Source organism: Pradoshia sp. D12 (assembly GCF_008935075.1).
Taxonomy (GTDB): domain Bacteria; phylum Bacillota; class Bacilli; order Bacillales; family Pradoshiaceae; genus Pradoshia.
Genome location: NZ_CP044545.1, coordinates 3,530,762 through 3,549,119, shown reverse-complemented (window position 1 = coordinate 3,549,119; position 18,358 = coordinate 3,530,762). Strand labels below are relative to the sequence as shown.

At 41.4% G+C, this 18,358-nt stretch carries 19 protein-coding genes; 18 read left to right on the top strand and 1 reads right to left on the bottom strand.

What is annotated here, in order from left to right:
• Nucleotides 1-72 precede the first annotated feature (72 nt).
• From F7984_RS17135 to F7984_RS17050, 18 genes are all read left to right on the top strand, one after another.
• Nucleotides 73-1,041 carry a nucleoside recognition domain-containing protein gene (locus F7984_RS17135; RefSeq protein WP_140461780.1) on the top strand — a complete coding sequence of 323 codons (969 nt, stop codon included), beginning with the start codon at nucleotides 73-75 and terminating at the stop codon, nucleotides 1,039-1,041.
• Nucleotides 1,010-1,654: a pyrophosphatase PpaX gene (gene ppaX / locus F7984_RS17130; RefSeq protein WP_139892204.1), complete on the top strand. Its 645-nt coding sequence runs from the start codon at nucleotides 1,010-1,012 to the stop codon at nucleotides 1,652-1,654. Before F7984_RS17135 ends, ppaX begins: the two co-directional genes overlap by 32 nt.
• Nucleotides 1,651-2,178 (top strand): acyltransferase, encoded by a 528-nt coding sequence (locus tag F7984_RS17125; RefSeq protein WP_066106154.1) that lies wholly within the window; start codon nucleotides 1,651-1,653, stop codon nucleotides 2,176-2,178. Before ppaX ends, F7984_RS17125 begins: the two co-directional genes overlap by 4 nt.
• Before the next feature lie 193 nt (nucleotides 2,179-2,371).
• A complete protein-coding gene (locus F7984_RS17120; protein WP_140461779.1) occupies nucleotides 2,372-3,559 on the top strand; it encodes an ATP phosphoribosyltransferase regulatory subunit in 1,188 nt (395 codons plus the stop codon).
• Nucleotides 3,556-4,191 carry an ATP phosphoribosyltransferase gene (hisG, locus tag F7984_RS17115; protein WP_139892206.1) on the top strand — a complete coding sequence of 212 codons (636 nt, stop codon included), beginning with the start codon at nucleotides 3,556-3,558 and terminating at the stop codon, nucleotides 4,189-4,191. The genes F7984_RS17120 and hisG overlap by 4 nt, the downstream gene beginning before the upstream one ends.
• A 15-nt stretch (nucleotides 4,192-4,206) precedes the next feature.
• Nucleotides 4,207-5,490 (top strand): histidinol dehydrogenase, encoded by a 1,284-nt coding sequence (gene hisD / locus F7984_RS17110; protein ID WP_140461778.1) that lies wholly within the window; start codon nucleotides 4,207-4,209, stop codon nucleotides 5,488-5,490.
• Nucleotides 5,487-6,074, top strand: coding sequence for an imidazoleglycerol-phosphate dehydratase HisB (hisB, locus tag F7984_RS17105; RefSeq protein ID WP_140461777.1), 588 nt, complete (start codon nucleotides 5,487-5,489; stop codon nucleotides 6,072-6,074). The genes hisD and hisB overlap by 4 nt, the downstream gene beginning before the upstream one ends.
• A 19-nt stretch (nucleotides 6,075-6,093) precedes the next feature.
• Nucleotides 6,094-6,732 (top strand): imidazole glycerol phosphate synthase subunit HisH, encoded by a 639-nt coding sequence (hisH, locus tag F7984_RS17100; protein WP_066106169.1) that lies wholly within the window; start codon nucleotides 6,094-6,096, stop codon nucleotides 6,730-6,732.
• Entirely contained in the window at nucleotides 6,732-7,478 is a 747-nt protein-coding gene (gene hisA, locus F7984_RS17095; RefSeq protein ID WP_066106172.1) for a 1-(5-phosphoribosyl)-5-[(5-phosphoribosylamino)methylideneamino]imidazole-4-carboxamide isomerase, read from the top strand. The genes hisH and hisA overlap by 1 nt, the downstream gene beginning before the upstream one ends.
• Nucleotides 7,475-8,233 (top strand): imidazole glycerol phosphate synthase subunit HisF, encoded by a 759-nt coding sequence (gene hisF, locus F7984_RS17090; RefSeq protein ID WP_139892209.1) that lies wholly within the window; start codon nucleotides 7,475-7,477, stop codon nucleotides 8,231-8,233. Before hisA ends, hisF begins: the two co-directional genes overlap by 4 nt.
• Nucleotides 8,230-8,901 (top strand): bifunctional phosphoribosyl-AMP cyclohydrolase/phosphoribosyl-ATP diphosphatase HisIE, encoded by a 672-nt coding sequence (gene hisIE, locus F7984_RS17085; protein WP_140461776.1) that lies wholly within the window; start codon nucleotides 8,230-8,232, stop codon nucleotides 8,899-8,901. The genes hisF and hisIE overlap by 4 nt, the downstream gene beginning before the upstream one ends.
• Nucleotides 8,902-9,269: 368 nt before the next feature.
• Nucleotides 9,270-10,760 carry a tetratricopeptide repeat protein gene (locus F7984_RS17080; RefSeq protein ID WP_066106184.1) on the top strand — a complete coding sequence of 497 codons (1,491 nt, stop codon included), beginning with the start codon at nucleotides 9,270-9,272 and terminating at the stop codon, nucleotides 10,758-10,760.
• 113 nt (nucleotides 10,761-10,873) lie between these two features.
• Nucleotides 10,874-11,827, top strand: coding sequence for a thioredoxin-disulfide reductase (gene trxB, locus F7984_RS17075; protein WP_066106186.1), 954 nt, complete (start codon nucleotides 10,874-10,876; stop codon nucleotides 11,825-11,827).
• Nucleotides 11,828-12,121: 294 nt separating this feature from the next.
• On the top strand, nucleotides 12,122-12,586 hold the full coding sequence (locus F7984_RS17070; RefSeq protein WP_140461775.1) for an 8-oxo-dGTP diphosphatase: 465 nt from the start codon (nucleotides 12,122-12,124) through the stop codon (nucleotides 12,584-12,586).
• A 3-nt stretch (nucleotides 12,587-12,589) separates the two neighbouring features.
• On the top strand, nucleotides 12,590-13,516 hold the full coding sequence (gene rapZ / locus F7984_RS17065; RefSeq protein ID WP_373925482.1) for an RNase adapter RapZ: 927 nt from the start codon (nucleotides 12,590-12,592) through the stop codon (nucleotides 13,514-13,516).
• Entirely contained in the window at nucleotides 13,491-14,465 is a 975-nt protein-coding gene (locus F7984_RS17060; protein ID WP_308810541.1) for a gluconeogenesis factor YvcK family protein, read from the top strand. The genes rapZ and F7984_RS17060 overlap by 26 nt, the downstream gene beginning before the upstream one ends.
• Before the next feature lie 30 nt (nucleotides 14,466-14,495).
• The gene (whiA, locus tag F7984_RS17055) at nucleotides 14,496-15,437 is read left to right on the top strand and encodes a DNA-binding protein WhiA (RefSeq protein WP_140461774.1); all 942 of its coding nucleotides are present in this window, start codon (nucleotides 14,496-14,498) and stop codon (nucleotides 15,435-15,437) included.
• A gap of 49 nt (nucleotides 15,438-15,486) precedes the next feature.
• Nucleotides 15,487-15,741: an HPr family phosphocarrier protein gene (locus F7984_RS17050; protein ID WP_140461773.1), complete on the top strand. Its 255-nt coding sequence runs from the start codon at nucleotides 15,487-15,489 to the stop codon at nucleotides 15,739-15,741.
• A gap of 69 nt (nucleotides 15,742-15,810) precedes the next feature.
• Here the strand turns inward: F7984_RS17050 and F7984_RS17045 are convergent, their stop codons facing one another.
• A complete protein-coding gene (locus F7984_RS17045; RefSeq protein ID WP_140461772.1) occupies nucleotides 15,811-18,207 on the bottom strand; it encodes an immune inhibitor A domain-containing protein in 2,397 nt (798 codons plus the stop codon).
• Nucleotides 18,208-18,358: the final 151 nt, after the last annotated feature.

Here is an 18,358-nt window from a genome sequence, read left to right as displayed (position 1 = left end):
TTGCTCATAACCACATCTTTAGAATTTCAGATTGCAGGTTGTACATCGTGAACAGCTAAAGGGGTGGAATTTATGAAAAAAGATACCATATCAAAAGGGATAATGACTGGGTTAAGAACTACGTGGATGCTCGGGAAGATTATTTTTCCCGTTACATTTTTAATATCCATCTTGCAATATACACCGGTATTACCTTGGATCATTGATTTGATAAGTCCTGCCATGGGACTGATTGGACTTCCGGGAGACGCAGCAATTCCGTTGGTACTCGGGAACTTTTTGAATCTCTATGCCGGGATTGGGGGCATATTGGCACTCGATTCTTTAACTGTTAAAGAAGTATTTATTATTGCCGTAATGCTTTCCTTTTCCCATAATCTCTTTATTGAAACCGGTGTTGCGCTAAAGGTAGGAGTTAAACTATGGGTTGTCCTGCTCACACGTATTGGACTCGCGCTATTATCAGCCATTGTCATTCATTTAGTATGGCAGGGCGGATCAGAGAGAATATATTATGGAATCAGCGGCAATGAGGAAGTGGTATCAGGCCTCATACCTGTGTTATTGCTGGCATTGGAAAAAGCAGCCTATGGAACATTAAAGCTGGCATTGATCGTTATTCCATTGATGCTAGTTATCCAAATTATGAAGGATCTTAATTGGCTAAATAAATTTTCGGACTGGATGAAGCCTATCACTAGGATGCTGGGGATGAAAGAAAACACATCCATGACTTTGGTTGCGGGCTTGGTCATTGGTCTGGCTTATGGAGCGGGAGTTATGCTTGATGCCGTTCGTGAAGATGGGGTTAGTAAAAAGGATATTACGATCGCCTTTATCTTTCTAATCGCCTGCCATGCAGTGGTGGAGGATACGGTCATTTTTATCCCTCTTGGCGTGCCAGTTCTGCCCCTGCTGCTCATCCGTTTGGTGACAGCCATTCTTTTAGCCGTAACAATTGCATTTATATGGAAAAAGGTAGAATTAAGAAAGAGGAAGGACGAACAGCGTGAAGCAGAAAATCACAACATTACTATTTGATTTAGATGGAACATTAATTGATACGAATGAACTAATTATTGCTTCATTTTTGCATACATTTAATCACTACTATCCAGGCCAATATTCACGTGAGGACGTCTACCAATTTATTGGTCCCTCCCTGGCTGAAACCTTTGGAGGATTGGATCCTGAGCGTAAGGATGAGATGATTGCATTTTACCGTGAACACAATTTTGCCAATCATGACTTACTTGTTCGTGAATATGAAGGTGTATATGAGACGATTGAAATACTTAAAAAAAGTGGATATAAAGTCGGTATTGTGACAACTAAAATGCGCAATGCTGTTAAGATGGGCTTGATTAAAGGCCGCCTTGAATCCTTTTTTGATGTTGTTGTCACACTTGATGATGTTCAAATGCCAAAGCCAGATCCGGAGCCAATCCAGTTAGCGTTGAAATTAATCGGATCTGAGCCTTCTGAAACGATTATGGTTGGAGACAATAGCCATGATGTTTTGGCTGGGAAAAACGCTGGAACGAAGACAGCGGGCGTTGCCTGGACAATCAAGGGAAGAGAGTATCTTGAGCAATTCAAGCCAGATTATATGCTTGAAAATATGCGCGATCTCTTAACGATTGTAAAGCAATGAGAAGAACTAAGCGTTATCCGGTAAAAGGTGATGGCAATTCCCTTTGGTATGTTTATAAAACCGTTCCCTTTTGGAAGGTTGTTCGGAATTTTATCGTTATACAGCTTGCGAGATATACACCTTTTTTAAGCATGAAAAATTGGCTTTATCGGACTTTTTTAGGAATGAAGGTTGGGCAGAAGACCTCCTTCGCCTTAATGGTTATGCTTGACGTTATGTTTCCAGAAAAAATATCCGTTGGACGTAACTCGGTGATTGGCTATAATACAACGATTCTCGCGCACGAATACTTAATAAACGAATACCGTTTAGGGAGTGTAATTATTGGTGATGAGGTGTTGATTGGTGCCAACTCTACTCTGTTGCCCGGAATTGAAATAGGTGATGGTGCGATTGTTTCGGCAGGGACCCTCGTTCATAAGGATGTTCCGGCAGGGGCCTTTGTAGGAGGTAATCCGATGAAAATCATCTATAGTGCGGAAGAAATGAAAATTAGAATAAAGGAAGATGATTTCTTTCGGTAAAAGAGGAACCCCGTTCATTAGAGCGGGGTTTTTAATTGTGTAATTTGCAGGCCTAATGATAGATTGGTGGAAAGGAATATCCATATCACTTGACGTTATTTGGAAGGAACGATACACTTTAACTTAACTTCATCATATTAGCATATTAGCGAACTAAAGTATTCTAAAAACTTATAATAAAGGACTGTTAATTATGCCGGATTTATTTATGTTTGAAAAGCCCTTGGGCATGCGTGACACATTGCCGGATTTATATAAGATAAAACAATCCATGAAACAAAGGATGATGGATCAAACGGTTCAATACGGATATGGTTTTTTGGAAACTTCATCACTCGAATATTATGAGACGGTCGGTAAGGTATCTGCTATCCGTGATGTTCATTTATTCAAGTTATTAGATAAAGATGGTCATAGTTTAGTGTTGCGACCGGATATGACCTCGCCTATTGCCAGGGTTGCTTCTTCCCATCTATTGAAGGAAGGGAATCCCGAGCGGCTCGCCTATAGTGCAAATGTGTTCAGAGCACAGGAAAAAGAGGGAGGACGTCCAGCAGAATTTGAGCAATTTGGGATTGAATTGATAGGGGATCGTACCCTTTCGGCTGATGCTGAAGTGCTTTGTCTTCTGTCTGATGTTTTAAAATGTGCTGGTTTGGAAAGATTCCATATTACGCTTGGTCATATTGGCTTTGTACAGGATTTACTCCTTCATTTTGGCGGTTGCGCAGAAACTGCAGGGATTATGAGGAAATTTCTGTTTGAAAAAAACTATGTTGGTTTTAAACAGTATGTGAATCAATTGCCAATCTCATTAAAGGATAAAGAGACTCTGTTTCAGCTTCTTTATTTAAAAGGGGGCCGCGAGATTCTGGAAATGGCTGAAAAACTGACAAATGGGCAGCTTGGTCAGCATGCGGTTAAAGAGTTGAAAAAATTGGCCGATATCCTTCTTTTAACAGATCATACAGAAATGATTACGTATGATTTATCACTTGTCAGCCATATGGATTATTATACAGGTATTTTGTTTGAAGTATCTGGGGAAAATGTAGGCTTTCCACTTGGAAATGGAGGAAGATACAACGAGCTATATAAACAGTTCGGGACAGATGCTCCTGCCACAGGATTTGGTTTACGTTTAGACCGTATACTGGAGGCGCTCGATTCAGGAGTTGAAGAAGAGCCGCCCCTTTGCATCATTTATCACCCTGTACAGCAACAGAAAGCGATAAGCCGGGCAACGGAGCTGCGACAATCCGGCATGCGCGTGGTTTTACAAAATGTGAATGGAATAAAGGATGTAAATACATTTACAAATCATTTTCTGAATATTGAATTTATGATTGACATGACAGATGGATCAGGGGGAGAGGGATAATGGAACAATTAACGATTGCCATGCCAAAGGGACGGATTTTGGATGAAGCAGTGGAATTATTAAGAAAAGCAGATTATCAGATTCCTCCTGATTTTGACGATACTAGAAAATTGATCATTCATGTAGAGAATGAAAATCTTCGTTTTATCCTGGCTAAACCAATGGATGTTCCCACTTATGTCGAGCATGGTGTGGCTGATGTAGGGATTGCCGGTAAAGACGTTCTGATGGAAGAAGCACGTGATGTGTATGAATTGTTGGATTTAGAAATAAGTGAATGCCATTTAGCAGTGGCAGGCATGCCGAATACAGAAATGAACAAGATTGCTCCGAAGATTGCCAGTAAATACCCAAATATCGCTTCCCAATATTTTCGTGAGCAGGGTGAACAGGTTGAAATTATTAAGTTAAACGGGTCCATTGAGCTGGCTCCCATGATAGGCCTTGCTGATCGAATCGTTGATATTGTATCGACCGGACAAACTTTACGTGAGAATGGACTGGTAGAGTATGCAGCAATCCAAAATGTGACATCACGATTTATTGCAAATCCGGTAAGTTATCGAATGAAGGAAAAAGAAATCGCTGAAATGGTAACTCGACTGGGGAAGGTTTTGCAGCCGAAGGAATAATTGGAGGGAGAAGGCATGGAAATTAAATCGTTAACGAGTGGATTATCGTTGAAACGTACGGTGGATGGCGGATCCGATGCTCAAAGGAAGGTTGTCCAACAAATCCTGCAGGATGTAAAGGAACGCGGAGATCAGGCTTTATTTTTTTATACAAAAAAGTTTGACCAAACAGAGATGGATTCTCTTAAAGTAACAAACGATGAAATGGAAAAAGCAATCGCCAACATGCCGCAAGAGATGATTTCAATCATGACTGAAGCTGCTTCAAATCTTCGAAGCTATCATGAAAAACAAGTGCAAAATTCATGGATAGACATGTCCGTGACGGGAACTATGCTTGGTTTAAGGCTTACTCCGCTGGATTCAGCCGGCATCTATGTTCCAGGCGGTACGGCCGCCTACCCATCCTCCGTATTAATGAATGCCATCCCGGCTAAAGTGGCCGGTGTAAAGCGGATTGTCATGGTTTCGCCGCCGGGAATAGACGGGAGATTACCTGACTCCGTGCTTGCTGCCGCGCATATTGCAGGCATCACTGAAATTTATAAGGTAGGCGGTGCCCAAGCAATCGGAGCTCTTGCCTATGGAACAGAATCAATCGGAAAAGTAGATAAAATTACAGGACCGGGTAATATTTACGTCGCGCTTGCCAAAAGGGAAGTATATGGGGATGTGGATATTGATATGATTGCCGGTCCTAGTGAGATTACGGTGCTTGCTGATGAAACGGCAGAGGCTCGGCATGTTGCGGCAGATTTGCTATCACAGGCTGAACATGATGAACGGGCATGCAGTGTGCTGATTACCACGAGCCGAAGATTGGCGAGCCAGGTCAAAGTGGAAGTGGAGAAACAATTGGCCGTGTTACCGCGTAAAGAGATTGCGCTCGCTGCCTGGAATAATTTTGGCGGTATATACGTAGCAAACACATTGGAAGAGGCGATTGAGGCTGTAAATGAGCTGGCCCCTGAACATTTGGAAATTCAAACAGCGGATGCGATGAATGTGGCGGGCGCAATTCGGCATGCAGGTGCTATTTTTATCGGTAAATATAGTTCTGAGCCGGTTGGCGATTATTTTGCAGGTCCCAATCATGTGCTGCCTACAAATGGTACAGCCCGTTTTTCAAGCCCATTGAATGTAGATGATTTTCAAAAGAAAACGAGCTTAATTATGTACAGTCAACAGGATTTTGAGGCTAATGCATCTAAAATCGCTGCTTTTGCTAGATTAGAAGGATTAGAGGCTCATGCGCGGGCCGTGGAATCGCGATTTATTTCGAAGGAGGAAGGTCAATGAAACGTACAGCCGAAATATATAGAAGAACGAACGAAACGAAAATTAAGCTTGCTTTAGGCCTTGACGGTGAAGGTAAGACGGAGCTTTCAACAGGTGTGCCTTTTCTCTCGCATATGCTGGATCTATTTGCGAAGCACGGCCATTTTGATTTACGAGTAGATGCGGATGGGGATATAGAAGTGGATGGGCATCACACAACAGAGGATATTGGTATTTGTTTAGGGCAGGCGTTGAGTCAGGCGCTTGGAGATAAAAGAGGGATTAAGCGATATGGAAATGCCTTTGTTCCGATGGATGAAGCACTGGCACAGGTCGTTGTTGATTTGAGCAATCGGCCGCATCTTGAATTTAGAGCAGACATTCCGGCACCGATGATTGGATCCTTTGATACAGAGCTTGTACATGAATTCCTGTGGAAGCTTGCGATTGAGGCGAAGATGAATCTTCATGTCGTCGTCCATTATGGCCGCAATTCCCATCATATTGTTGAAGCCATTTTTAAAGCGCTTGGACGTGCGCTTGATGAAGCGACATCACACGATCCAAGGGTGAAAGGAATTCCATCTACAAAAGGGATGCTGTAAGTGGAGAGGGGTGGCAGTCTTGATTGGAATCGTTGATTACGGGATGGGAAACTTATTCAGCGTTTATAACGCATTAGACAGGCTGGGAGCGGATCCTGTGATAAGCGGTGATCCGACTGTATTGGCCGGCTGTGATGGGTTAATCTTACCCGGCGTGGGTGCTTTTCGGGATGCAATAACTGCATTAAAAGAGCAGAAATTGGACGTATTTTTAAAGGAGTATGTCGAAAGTGGTAAGCCCCTGCTCGGCATTTGCCTTGGAATGCAGCTATTGTTCGAGAGCAGTGATGAACACGGGTTTTCCGAGGGGCTATGTTTCTTGGAAGGACATATTGCGAAATTTACGGGGATTGATCAAACCGGTAAAACCTATAAAGTTCCTCATATGGGATGGAATAAACTGCAATTTAAGAATGTGAATCCTTTAATTGAAGGATTGGAAGAGGATTATGTCTACTTTGTCCATTCCTATTATGCACAAATAAAGGACTCAGCGGAATTAATCGCAACAGCAATGTATGATGTCGAGGTACCCGGAATTGTAGGAAAAGGGAATGTGATGGGAATGCAATTTCACCCTGAAAAAAGTGGACAGATGGGAAAAGGTTTGCTCGGGAACTTCGTGAATCTGGTAATAGAGAAGGCGGGGGATAAGTGATGGGGACTAATTTTACAATCTATCCGGCAATTGATATGAGAGGCGGTAAATGTGTCCGTCTTCTGCAGGGAGATTATGGGCAGGAAACGGTTTATGGAGATTCTCCATTTGAAATGGCCAAGTCCTTTTCTGATTTAGGAGCCAAATGGATTCATATGGTCGATTTAGACGGTGCCAAAGAGGGAAATCCAGTTAATGAGGAACACGTACTAAAGGCAGCCCGGGAATTAAAGAGCGTATCCATTCAAGTCGGAGGCGGGATTCGCAATGAGGAGCAGGTAGCCCGTTACTTGGAGAATGGTATATCGCGTGTCATTCTTGGCAGTGTGGCTGTAAGAGAACCGGAATTTGCCACACGGATGATTCAGCAATATCCGGGGAAAGTTGCTATAGGACTGGATGGTAAAAGCGGTAAGGTGGCGACTGATGGCTGGCTGAAAACAAGTGAATGGACTGTCGTTGACTTAGGCAAGTATTTTGCCGATAAAGGGGCAGAATGGTTCATTTTTACGGATATCGCCAATGACGGGATGCTTAATGGTCCCAGTGTAGAGGCAACAGCTGAACTTGCGCGCGCAACCGGAAAGAATGTCATCGCATCAGGAGGAATGAGTCAGCTTGAGGATATCGCTGCTTTACAGGCCTATCAAGCGGATGGAATTGAAGGAGTCATCATCGGGAAGGCACTTTATGAAAATCGCTTTACATTGCCGCAGGCCCTAGCGAAGGCGGTTGAATCCTTATGATTACGAAACGAATTATTCCCTGTTTAGATGTAAAAGAGGGCCGTGTCGTGAAAGGGATTCAGTTCCTTGGGCTTCAGGATGCAGGTGATCCAGTTGAATTGGCGAAAATGTATGATGACCAAGGAGCAGATGAGCTAGTATTCCTTGATATTTCAGCGTCCCATGAAGGAAGAAAGACGATGGTGGAAGTGGTTCGGGAAGCGGCGACTGTCCTGAGTATCCCATTTACAGTTGGTGGAGGGATTAACTCAGTTGCTGATATGAGGACCATTCTGCGTGCCGGAGCGGATAAGGTATCTGTAAACACGGCGGCAGTGCTTCGGCCGGAGCTGATTGCAGAGGGAGCCAGCTATTTTGGGAATCAGTGTATCGTTCTTGCTATTGATGCAAAGTATGATGCGGAGATGAACGGCTTTCGAGTTTATACACATGGCGGCCGTAAAGCTACCGAATTAAATGCTATTGATTGGGCTAAGCAAGCCGTTGCGCTCGGTGCCGGTGAAATATTACTAACGAGTATGGACTGTGACGGGGAAAAAAGCGGATTCCATATTGAACTGACCAAGGCGATCAGTGAGGCTGTTACAGTCCCGGTGATTGCGTCCGGTGGAGCGGGAAGTAAGGAAGATTTTGCTGAGGTGTTTACAGAAGGAAAAGCAGACGCAGCACTGGCTGCTTCCATTTTTCATTACAAAGAGACAAGCGTACAGGAAGTTAAACGTAGACTGCGAGAACAAGGAGTGCTTGTGAGATGAATATAGAGAATATACGATTTGATACGAACGGATTAGTGCCGGCCATTGTTCAGGATGGAGAAACGAAGGAAGTCCTGACACTGGCTTATATGAATAAGGAATCATTGGAGAAAACGATTCAAACGGGAGAAACCTGGTTTTACAGTCGTTCCCGCCAGGAGCTTTGGCATAAAGGGGAAACAAGCAAAAACACTCAAGCCGTACGGGAAATCCGCTATGATTGCGATCAGGATGCATTAGTAGTATTGGTTCAACCAGCAGGCCCAGCCTGTCATAACGGCACGGTAAGCTGCTTTACGGAATCGCTCTATCAGGCTGATGATATTAATTTAATTCAGCCGGCAGATGAAGCAAAGGATTTTATGTATGATTTGGAGAAAATCATTGCTAAACGGGAAGCAGAGCGTCCCGAAGGCTCCTATACAACGTATTTATTTGAAGAAGGGGTAGACAAGATTCTTAAAAAGGTGGGAGAAGAAGCAGCCGAAGTCATCATCGCTGCCAAAAACCGCGACCTAGAAGAATTAAAATGGGAAGTATCCGATTTATTCTTTCATGTCCTTGTCCTCTTAAAAGAACAAAATCTCCCATTCTCTGAAATTCAAAAAAACCTCCGTGAACGCCATCTTACTAAACAGAATGATGAAGAAACTGACTCAAAAGGATGAATGATATCCTTTTGAGTTTTTTTGTTTGATGAAGGTGGCAGGGGGGAGTGTTGGTATGTAGTGGTTATGCCAGGGGGATGTCCCGGATAAAGGTGGGTGATAGTTGGGTGAAAGGCAGGTGGGAGGTGGAGAAGATCGCCTCTCCTTATGCTGTCGCAGCTGACCAGTCGCCTCCGCTTTTCATCTGATCCAGCGTCAGGGCCTAGGAGCTCGGGACATAAGCATAGCCTCTACGGGGGAAAACATCCCCCTCCGAGCCTCTGGTCTTATGCTCCTCGCTCCTGGGCAAGGCCCTTCCGCTTTTCTTTCTATAATTCTCTTAATATGGTATAATTGTAGGGTTAAAGTATATGTGCTTGGAGGACTAGATGGGGAATAATTTTAATTTGACTAATAAGGCAAAAGTTGTTTCGTTTAACCCCACGGGAGAGTTCTATTTTACAAAGGGAATAAAAGCTTTCCAGCGAAGGGAATTATATAGAGCTAAGAAATATATGAACCGTGCGTTGCAGCTGGAACCGGGTGAGCCGATGATTGCTTGCCAGCTGGCTGTGATTTGTACGGAATTAGGTGAATATCAGTTTTCGAATCAGCTGCTTGAGAATATTCTTCAGGAGTTGGATCCGTTTATGACGGAGTGCCATTATTTCCTGGCTAATAATTTTGCTCATATGGGTTTATTTAAAGAGGCCTATAAGCATGCTAACGAATATTTAAATAAAGATCAGTTTGGTGAATTCAGTGAGGATGCAGAAGATTTGCTGGATTTAATCACATTTGAGACGGATGAAACAGAAGAGACCTTGGAAGTTCAGGATGATTTAATGATGCGCCAAGAGGCGGCACGTGAGTTGCTTGAAGCGGGTAATTTTGTGAAAGCCGTTGAAAAAATTGAAGAATTAATCGATTTATATCCTGAATTTTGGTCGGCTTATAATAATTTGGCACTGGCTTATTTCTATGTAGGTAAAACAGAGAAAGCTTTTGAGACGCTCGATCGAGTCCTTGAGAAGAACCCTGGCAATCTGCATGCTCTGTGCAATGGAATGGTCTTTTACCATTATCAGATGGAGCAGGATAAGCTTGATGAGGTTTTCGCTGTCCTAAAAAAAGTCAGACCTATTCTTGATGAACACCGGTTAAAATTAGGAGCGACCTTTGCGCTGACTGGTTATTATGAGGAAGCTTATATCTGGCTTCGCCAGCTGCAGAAAAAGGGTTATGAAGGGGACGGAACCTTCTATTATTGGCTCAGTAAATCTGCCCATCAAATCGGGCAAAAGAGAGTTGCTGAAAATGCCTGGGCTAAAGTGGTTGAATACAGTCCTGATAAAGAGGGACTTGAGCCTTGGGGCGAAATGACTGAAGATGAGGAATCTGGATTTGAAGAGCATGCGCCTTCCATCATTAAAAAGTTGGAAAGTGAGTATCTGGAGGAGAGATTGTTTGGTCTCTTTTTAGCGAGTCATTCGGGGGAATTTAATCAAATTAAAACTCATCCCTCTTACGAAACTAATAAACGTTTCACAGCGATGGAACGAGAATATAAAAATAGCATCGAGCTATCCGATAACCGTCAATTTTTTGCGGCAGAGGTAGCAGACACGTTATATAGGTTTTATCAGCCGGTAAAATTGATTGAGTCCGGCCTTTATTTTCTCTGGTTTTCTGTATATGCAGAAGGAAAAGAGAATGGTATACGGTTCTCAAATCCACTTGCCTGGGCAGCTGCTATTGATTACGAATGGCACAAGCTGCGCGGTGAAAAAGAATCTCAAAAAACAGTGGCGGAACGATATGGAATATCTAACTCGACACTTTCTAAGTATGTAAAGCTTGTAGCCGAATTGTTGCAATGAGCAAATTTTTGGACCTAATATGTATAGTTTAATACGATTAGTTCGAGGATAAGACGAGAAATGAAATGAATGTGAGAGGCTTCGAGTTCTATCGTAAGAAGGAGTGATTCATAATGTCTGAGGAAAAAATTTATGATGTAATTATTATTGGAGCCGGACCGGCGGGTATGACAGCAGCTGTATATACGTCAAGAGCCAATCTTTCGACATTAATGCTTGAACGTGGCATTCCGGGCGGGCAAATGGCGAATACGGAAGAGGTTGAAAACTATCCAGGATATGAAACCATTCTTGGACCAGATTTATCAACTAAAATGTTCGAGCATGCGAAAAAATTTGGAGCAGAATATGCTTATGGTGAAGTAAAACAAATTATTGATGGAAAAGAATATAAAACCATTGATGCTGGTTCTAAGCAATATAAAACGCGTACTATTATTATTGCTACTGGTGCTGAATATAAGAAAATCGGCGTACCAGGTGAAAAAGAGCTAGGTGGTCGCGGTGTTTCCTATTGTGCAGTTTGTGACGGAGCTTTCTTTAAGAACAAAGAACTTTTCGTGATTGGCGGAGGAGATTCTGCTGTTGAAGAAGGTGTGTACTTAACTCGCTTTGCTTCTAAAGTAACGATTGTACACCGCAGGGATGAACTTCGTGCTCAAAAAATTCTGCAGCAGCGTGCCTTTGAGAATGAAAAGGTAGATTTTATTTGGAATACAACGTTAAAAAGCATTAATGAGAAAGATGGTAAGGTTGGCAGTGTAACATTGATATCCACTGTTGATGGTACTGAGCGCGAGTATCCGGCAGATGGCGTATTCATTTATATTGGAATGCTGCCGTTAACAAAACCATTCCAAACTATCGGAATTACGAATCAAGCTGGTTATATCGAAACCAATGATCGCATGGAAACAAAAATTCCTGGTATTTTTGCAGCCGGAGATGTTCGTGAAAAGAATTTACGACAAATTGTTACGGCAACAGGTGATGGCAGTATAGCTGCTCAATCCGCACAGCATTATGTTGAAGAGTTGATGGAGCAATTAAAAGCACAAGCAAAATAAAATAGCTTGAAGGATGAGTAAAAAATTTACATTAAAGTCATTATTAATTAATGTAGCTGTAATCAAAGTGCAATACATTTGGGGTAGAATAAAAATAAGAAATTGACCCCCTTTTATATATTTTTTTGGCATAGGTTATAAAACCTATGCCGCTTTTTTTTGTTGTTTGTCGAAAAATATAGGGATGACTTGAAAAAATTATGATGATTAACGTACATTGTTCATGCACATCTAAAATAGTATAATAAAGAGAAGTCTATCTAATTTGTGCTGTAGCAACTGAGGTGAAATAGTTTGCAAAGAGTAACCAATTGTATGTTAATGGCAGATGGCAAGGCCCTTATGCTTCAGAAGCCCAGAAGAAATTGGTGGGTAGCGCCCGGCGGCAAAATGGAATCTGGAGAATCCATACATGACTCTGTCATGCGTGAATTCTATGAAGAAACCAATTTGAAAATCGAGCGTCCTGAGTTAAAAGGCATTTTCACCATGGTTAATATGAAAGATGACCAAATTGTTCATGAATGGATGCTTTTTTCTTTTCGTGCCTACGCATTTGAGGGAGAAGCATATCAGGAGAATGAGGAAGGGATTCTGAAATGGCATCCTTTAAACGATATTCTGGCATTGCCAATGGCAGAGGGAGATCGCAAAATATTGGATCATATGATGAATGGACAAGGAATACTAATAGGTACATTTAAATATACAGAAGATTTCATACTACTCGATTACAAGCTTGAAAGAAACGGGGAATAACTAATGGAAGAGAAAAAAATAGAAACTGCAGCATCAGAGAATCGGTTGGTCATTATTACGGGTATGTCAGGTGCCGGTAAGACAGTTGCAATACAGAGCTTTGAGGATCTGGGCTTCTACTGTGTGGATAACCTTCCCCCTACGCTTCTTCCTAAATTCATGGAGCTTATGAACAATTCAGGAAAGAAAATGAATAAGGTAGCATTAGTAATGGACTTACGAGGCAGGGAATTTTTTGAACACTTATTCAAAGCCTTGGATGATCTTAATGAATCCTCCAAGTTTGTTCCTGAAATTTTATTCCTGGATGCGGATGACTCCGTTTTAGTAAGAAGATATAAGGAAACAAGACGTACTCATCCATTGGCTCCATCAGGATCGCCGTTGGAAGGGATTAGACTTGAACGAGATTTGCTTGAGGAATTAAAAGGACGTGCTCAAACGATTTATAACACATCAAATTTTAAGCCAAAAGAGCTGCGTGAGAAAATTGCCAAACAGTTCTCCGTAAATCAACGGGTAGAGTTCTCAATTAATATCATGTCATTTGGTTTCAAACATGGGATCCCTATCGATGCAGATTTAGTTTTTGATGTAAGATTCCTGCCTAATCCGTTTTATATAGAAAATATGCGTCCGCAAACTGGACTGGATGAAGAGGTTTCTTCTTACGTAATGAAATGGAGTGAAACCCAGAAATTTATTGAAAAATGGACGGATTTACTTGATTTTATGATTCCTCAATATAAACGTGAGGGGAAAGCCCAGTTAATTATCGCTGTGGGATGTACTGGAGGCCAGCATCGTTCCGTAACTTTAGCTGAATATCTGGGTAAACGGTATAACAATGAGTACCATACGAGTGTAACGCATCGTGATATTGATAAAAGGAAGGTACGCACAGATGACATCCATATCAGCACAACCTAAAGTGGTCATCATAGGTGGTGGATCGGGCCTTCCAGTCCTATTAAGAGGGCTGAAGGCATATCCCCTCGACATTACCGCTATAGTGACCGTTGCGGATGATGGTGGCAGTTCTGGCAGACTGAGAGAGGAACTGGACATCCCTTCTCCTGGTGATATACGGAATGTTTTAGCAGCTATGTCTGATGTAGAGCCATTAATTGAGCAAATGTTTCAGCATCGATTTACAGGCTCTGAACAATTATCAGGTCATGCGCTAGGGAATTTAATTCTTGCTGCGATGACCTCTATTACGGGTGACTTTGTACATGCTATTCAGGAGATGAGTAAGGTTTTAAATGTAAGAGGACAGGTTTTGCCCTCTGCTAACCAGAGCGTAATCCTGCATGCAGAACTCGAGGATGGGACGGTTGTTTCCGGTGAATCAAAAATTCCGTACTCCGGGAAGCGCATAAAGCGGGTATTCCTCAGTCCTGAGCATATTCAGCCTCCTCATGAAACCATTCAGGCCATCAGACAGGCAGATTTAATTTTGATGGGGCCGGGAAGCCTTTATACAAGTATATTACCTAATTTGGTTGTGCCTACAATTGCAGCTGAAATTGCAAATTCCAAAGCATCCAAGGTATATATTTGTAACTTAATGACTCAAGCTGGGGAAACCCTGAATTATACAGCAAGTGACCATTTGAAAGTAATAAATGAGCATTTAGGTGAGTCATGTATGGATACAATCCTAGTCAATAAAGAGGATATCCCTGCGCATTTAAAATTAAAATATAAAGAAGAGTATGCCCAACCGGTTATCTTTGATATAAACAGACTTGAACAAATGGGACTGCAAGTGATTAAGGATAATATAGTAACGATTCAAAATAACCGTGTCAGACATGATACAGTCGTTGTTGCTTCTATTATCTATAATTTATTAAAGGAAAAGAATAAAGTGTAAGTTGTAAAGGGATTGAGGTGTAAAAAAAGGATGTCGTTTGCGTCGGAAACAAAAAAAGAACTAACCAATTTAGAAGTAAAAGAGTGCTGCGCACGGTCAGAACTATCTGCGCTAATCCGGATGAACGGATCCTTATCCTTTTCCAATCGTCATCTTATTGTGGATGTGCAAACAGAAAATGCAGCGATTGCCCGGAGAATTTATACGTTTTTAAAGAAGCTTTATAATCTCCAGGTTGATTTGCTTGTTCGTAAAAAGATGAAGCTGAAAAAGAATAATGTCTATATTGTACGGTTTTCTGAGAAAGCGAAGGAAGTACTTACAGACTTGAATATCATTGAAAATGGATTTACGATTATCCATGATATATCCGAGGAATTAATCCACAAGAAATGCTGTAAACGATCATATTTACGTGGTGCATTTCTTGCAGGCGGATCAGTTAATAATCCTGAGACTTCCTCGTATCACTTAGAAATATCGTCTTTATATAAAGAGCATAATGATTCTTTGTGTGAGTTGATGAACTCATTCGGATTAAAAAGCAAAACGCTCGAAAGAAAAAAAGGATTTATTACCTATTTGAAGGAAGCGGAAAAGATTTCTGAATTCCTGAATATTATTGGAGGGCATAATGCGCTCTTGAAATTTGAGGATATTCGTATTGTAAGAGACATGCGAAATTCTGTAAATCGACTTGTAAATTGTGAAACTGCAAACTTGAATAAAACAATCAGCGCTTCATTGCGCCAGGTTGAAAATATACGGTATATTGAAAATACAGTTGGTCTGGATATATTGCCTGATAAACTACGTGAAATTGCAAGACTGCGTGTCGAATACCAAGATGTAACCCTAAAAGAACTTGGGGAAATGGTTTCAAGCGATAAAATAAGCAAGTCGGGTATCAATCATCGTCTACGTAAAATAGATGAAATTGCCGAAAAGCTACGAGCCGGTGAATCTAAATAAGTATTCCAAGCATTATGATATAAATAATATTTAATGGAGGGGAATCGCTGTGATTGAAAAAGAAGTCACTGTACAGCTTAAAACAGGCTTGCAGGCACGCCCGGCTGCTCTATTTGTTCAGGAGGCAAGTCGTTTTTCATCTGATATATTTATTATAGATGGAGAAAAGAAGGTCAATGTAAAAAGTATTATGGGTTTAATGAGTATGGCGATTGGTACAGGTAAGACAGTGATCCTTGCAGCAGATGGTCAGGATGAAGAAGAGGCTATAGAGGTTTTAGAAGCATTTATGACAAAAGAGTAGTAATACGAAGAATCATTACGATACAAACAGAAAAGAGGTGGCTATCTATGAGCCGCCTCTTTTTCTGCTTTATTTACTAATAAGAATTTTTCCGACAGTACGGTCTTTACTTTGACCCGTTAACTTGATTTTTACGCCAAACTTAGGAACATTCCGTCCCGCGTCCGGTTTGCCAGGGTTTAAATAATTTTTGCTATCATCAAACACAGAAAATGGTTTCGTGTCAAAATCTGACAATGTTAAACCATTTACACTCTTATAATCCAAATACATTTTATCTGTTTTATCTAATCTAAATGCAGCATCATGAATTTGATAACGAGTTGCAGCTAAGGATTTGTCACTCCATTTTAATGTTCCTTGGTCAGCATCGACTACCCCTAGGAAGCCTTCACCTGGGTGACTGCCTGTCCAGTTATCTGAATAGCTGTCATCCACATACCAAACTACTAATCCACCATCATATTTCATTAGGCTGGCTCCGCGTTTGATATGAGCAAGTCCTAAATCGACCCCCTGATGATTTCGCCATTCTGCCAAATAGTATTGATCGCTTGTATAGAAGCCTTCATTCTTGGTGAAGCCATCTAATGTAAAGGCAGAGGTTGAAGTATCTGCATTATCTTTTACGAGTTCCTGTCCATCAGCAGTAATTGTAATGTCATCTACATAAAAACCTGGTTCAATAGCTGCTATATCAGTCCAGTAATTAAAGCGTAATTCAATTTTCTTGCCGGCATAGGCATTTAAATCAAATATACCATCTACCCATCCGTTGGAGTTTCCTGTTATACCATTACCCGGATTTTGTTCATATGGATTAGTAGAAGTGGTTATATTCCCTGCTACGCCTGTCCAGTTTGTTTGTCCTTCTTCACGCACTTGAACAGATGCATAGTCCCAATCCTGCTCTATTTGGTACCATGTCTTGAAAGATAACTGGGCTGTCGACTTATTTGTTAGATCAAGAGAAGTAACCAAAGAGTTATTTAGGTTATTACCTTTTCCGCTATGATATTCATACTTCCCGCTATAAGGAGTATTTACTGTGGTCTTCTTTTGTGGCAAATTCACTTTAAGCGCATCCAGGTTTCTTCCCTTTGTATTGGCTTGATCGAGAAGGAATTCAGATCCCCGTCTAGTCAGATCATCCAAATCGACCTCTTCATAATTAAGCCAGTTTCCACCGAGGCTCTCCTGAAGATATTCTTTGGCATATGGGCTGAATCCAGTTGGTTCTCCTCCTGGAACTTTACCTGCCCAGCTGCCGCTTGCCATGATTGACCAATAGCCGATGGCTTCACCAGATCCTGAGTATTGCGTATCATATTCATCCGGTAGACCCAAATCATGACCATATTCATGGGCAAATACTCCGGCAGCTCCATCAATTGGTTCGATTGTGTAATCGTAAGCAGCCATTTGTCCATTCCAGTAAGGTATGTCTGTTTCCGTATTAGCAATTGGGAATATCCCGTCGAATATCCCGTCCAAATTCGAACGATGGGACCAGATTGCATCTCCACCCAGTGTGCCGCCACCTGCTTCTTCACCTACAGCAGAGTGGACAATCATTAAGTGATCGATTAATCCATCTGGCTCGCGTTTATTGCCGTCCCCATCATAATCGTAGCGATCTTCCTGATCATACTCAGCAAAATCTACATTTGGATCGTTTGCTGCAGCTTCAAGTGCTTCCTCTACAAGGCTACGTGCATCCTTGTCATTTCCATCAGGTGTGGGAATATTTCCACCATACTCAGCAGCAGGTTTTTCAGCCATATACCAACCAGCTACTTCACCATCTACGGTATAGCTACCGCCAGATTGCTGTTCATAATATTGCTTCATAGAAATTAGCTTTTCGCCGTTAGGACCTGTATATCCCTTTTTACCAAAAATCATTTGTTGGTAATGATCCTTAGTATAATCTTGATAGTACATGTCTGTATCCTCTGGTCTGACATTGTCACCATTGTAATCAGGGAACTCAATCATCAGAACCAAAACTTTATCTTTTACTACAGACCCTTTATATTTCTCTTCTTTTACTGGTTGAACAACACCATTACTAGGTTTGGAACCTTTGCCAGTTTTTTTACCTTTTTTCTTTTTGTTCCACTTCTTTTGCAACTCTTTTATTTGCTTATCGAATTTTTTTGATGAGTCCTTTTTAGCGTTTTCTTCTTTTTTCTTTAGGTACTTTTTCAACTGTGCCTGTGCTTCTTTATCTGTTGCATTTTTCTTGATAGCACCTTCCTTTTTAAGCATTTTAATTAATCGTTCCTCGTTGGCAATGCTTAAATCAAAAGAGCTTCCTGTATAGGTAACTGAATGATTATGACTGGTCTCGGTTGCAGCATGATTACTTATTGTCGAAACTTGGTGAGCAGAAGTGGCTGGTGCAAAGGCACTGAATGTTAAAGCAGCAGCGAAGGCCGATGCCAAAATAGATTTTCCTCGCAAATGGTTTCCTCCTCTTAATTTTAATTAACATCTATAAATATTCTAACTATTCTGTTAAAAAACCTCTTTAATAGTAGAAAATGGTAGATTAGGAGTAGTTGAGGAAAAAGAAGTGGGTAATTAGACATAAAAAAACCACCCTTTTTGAAAG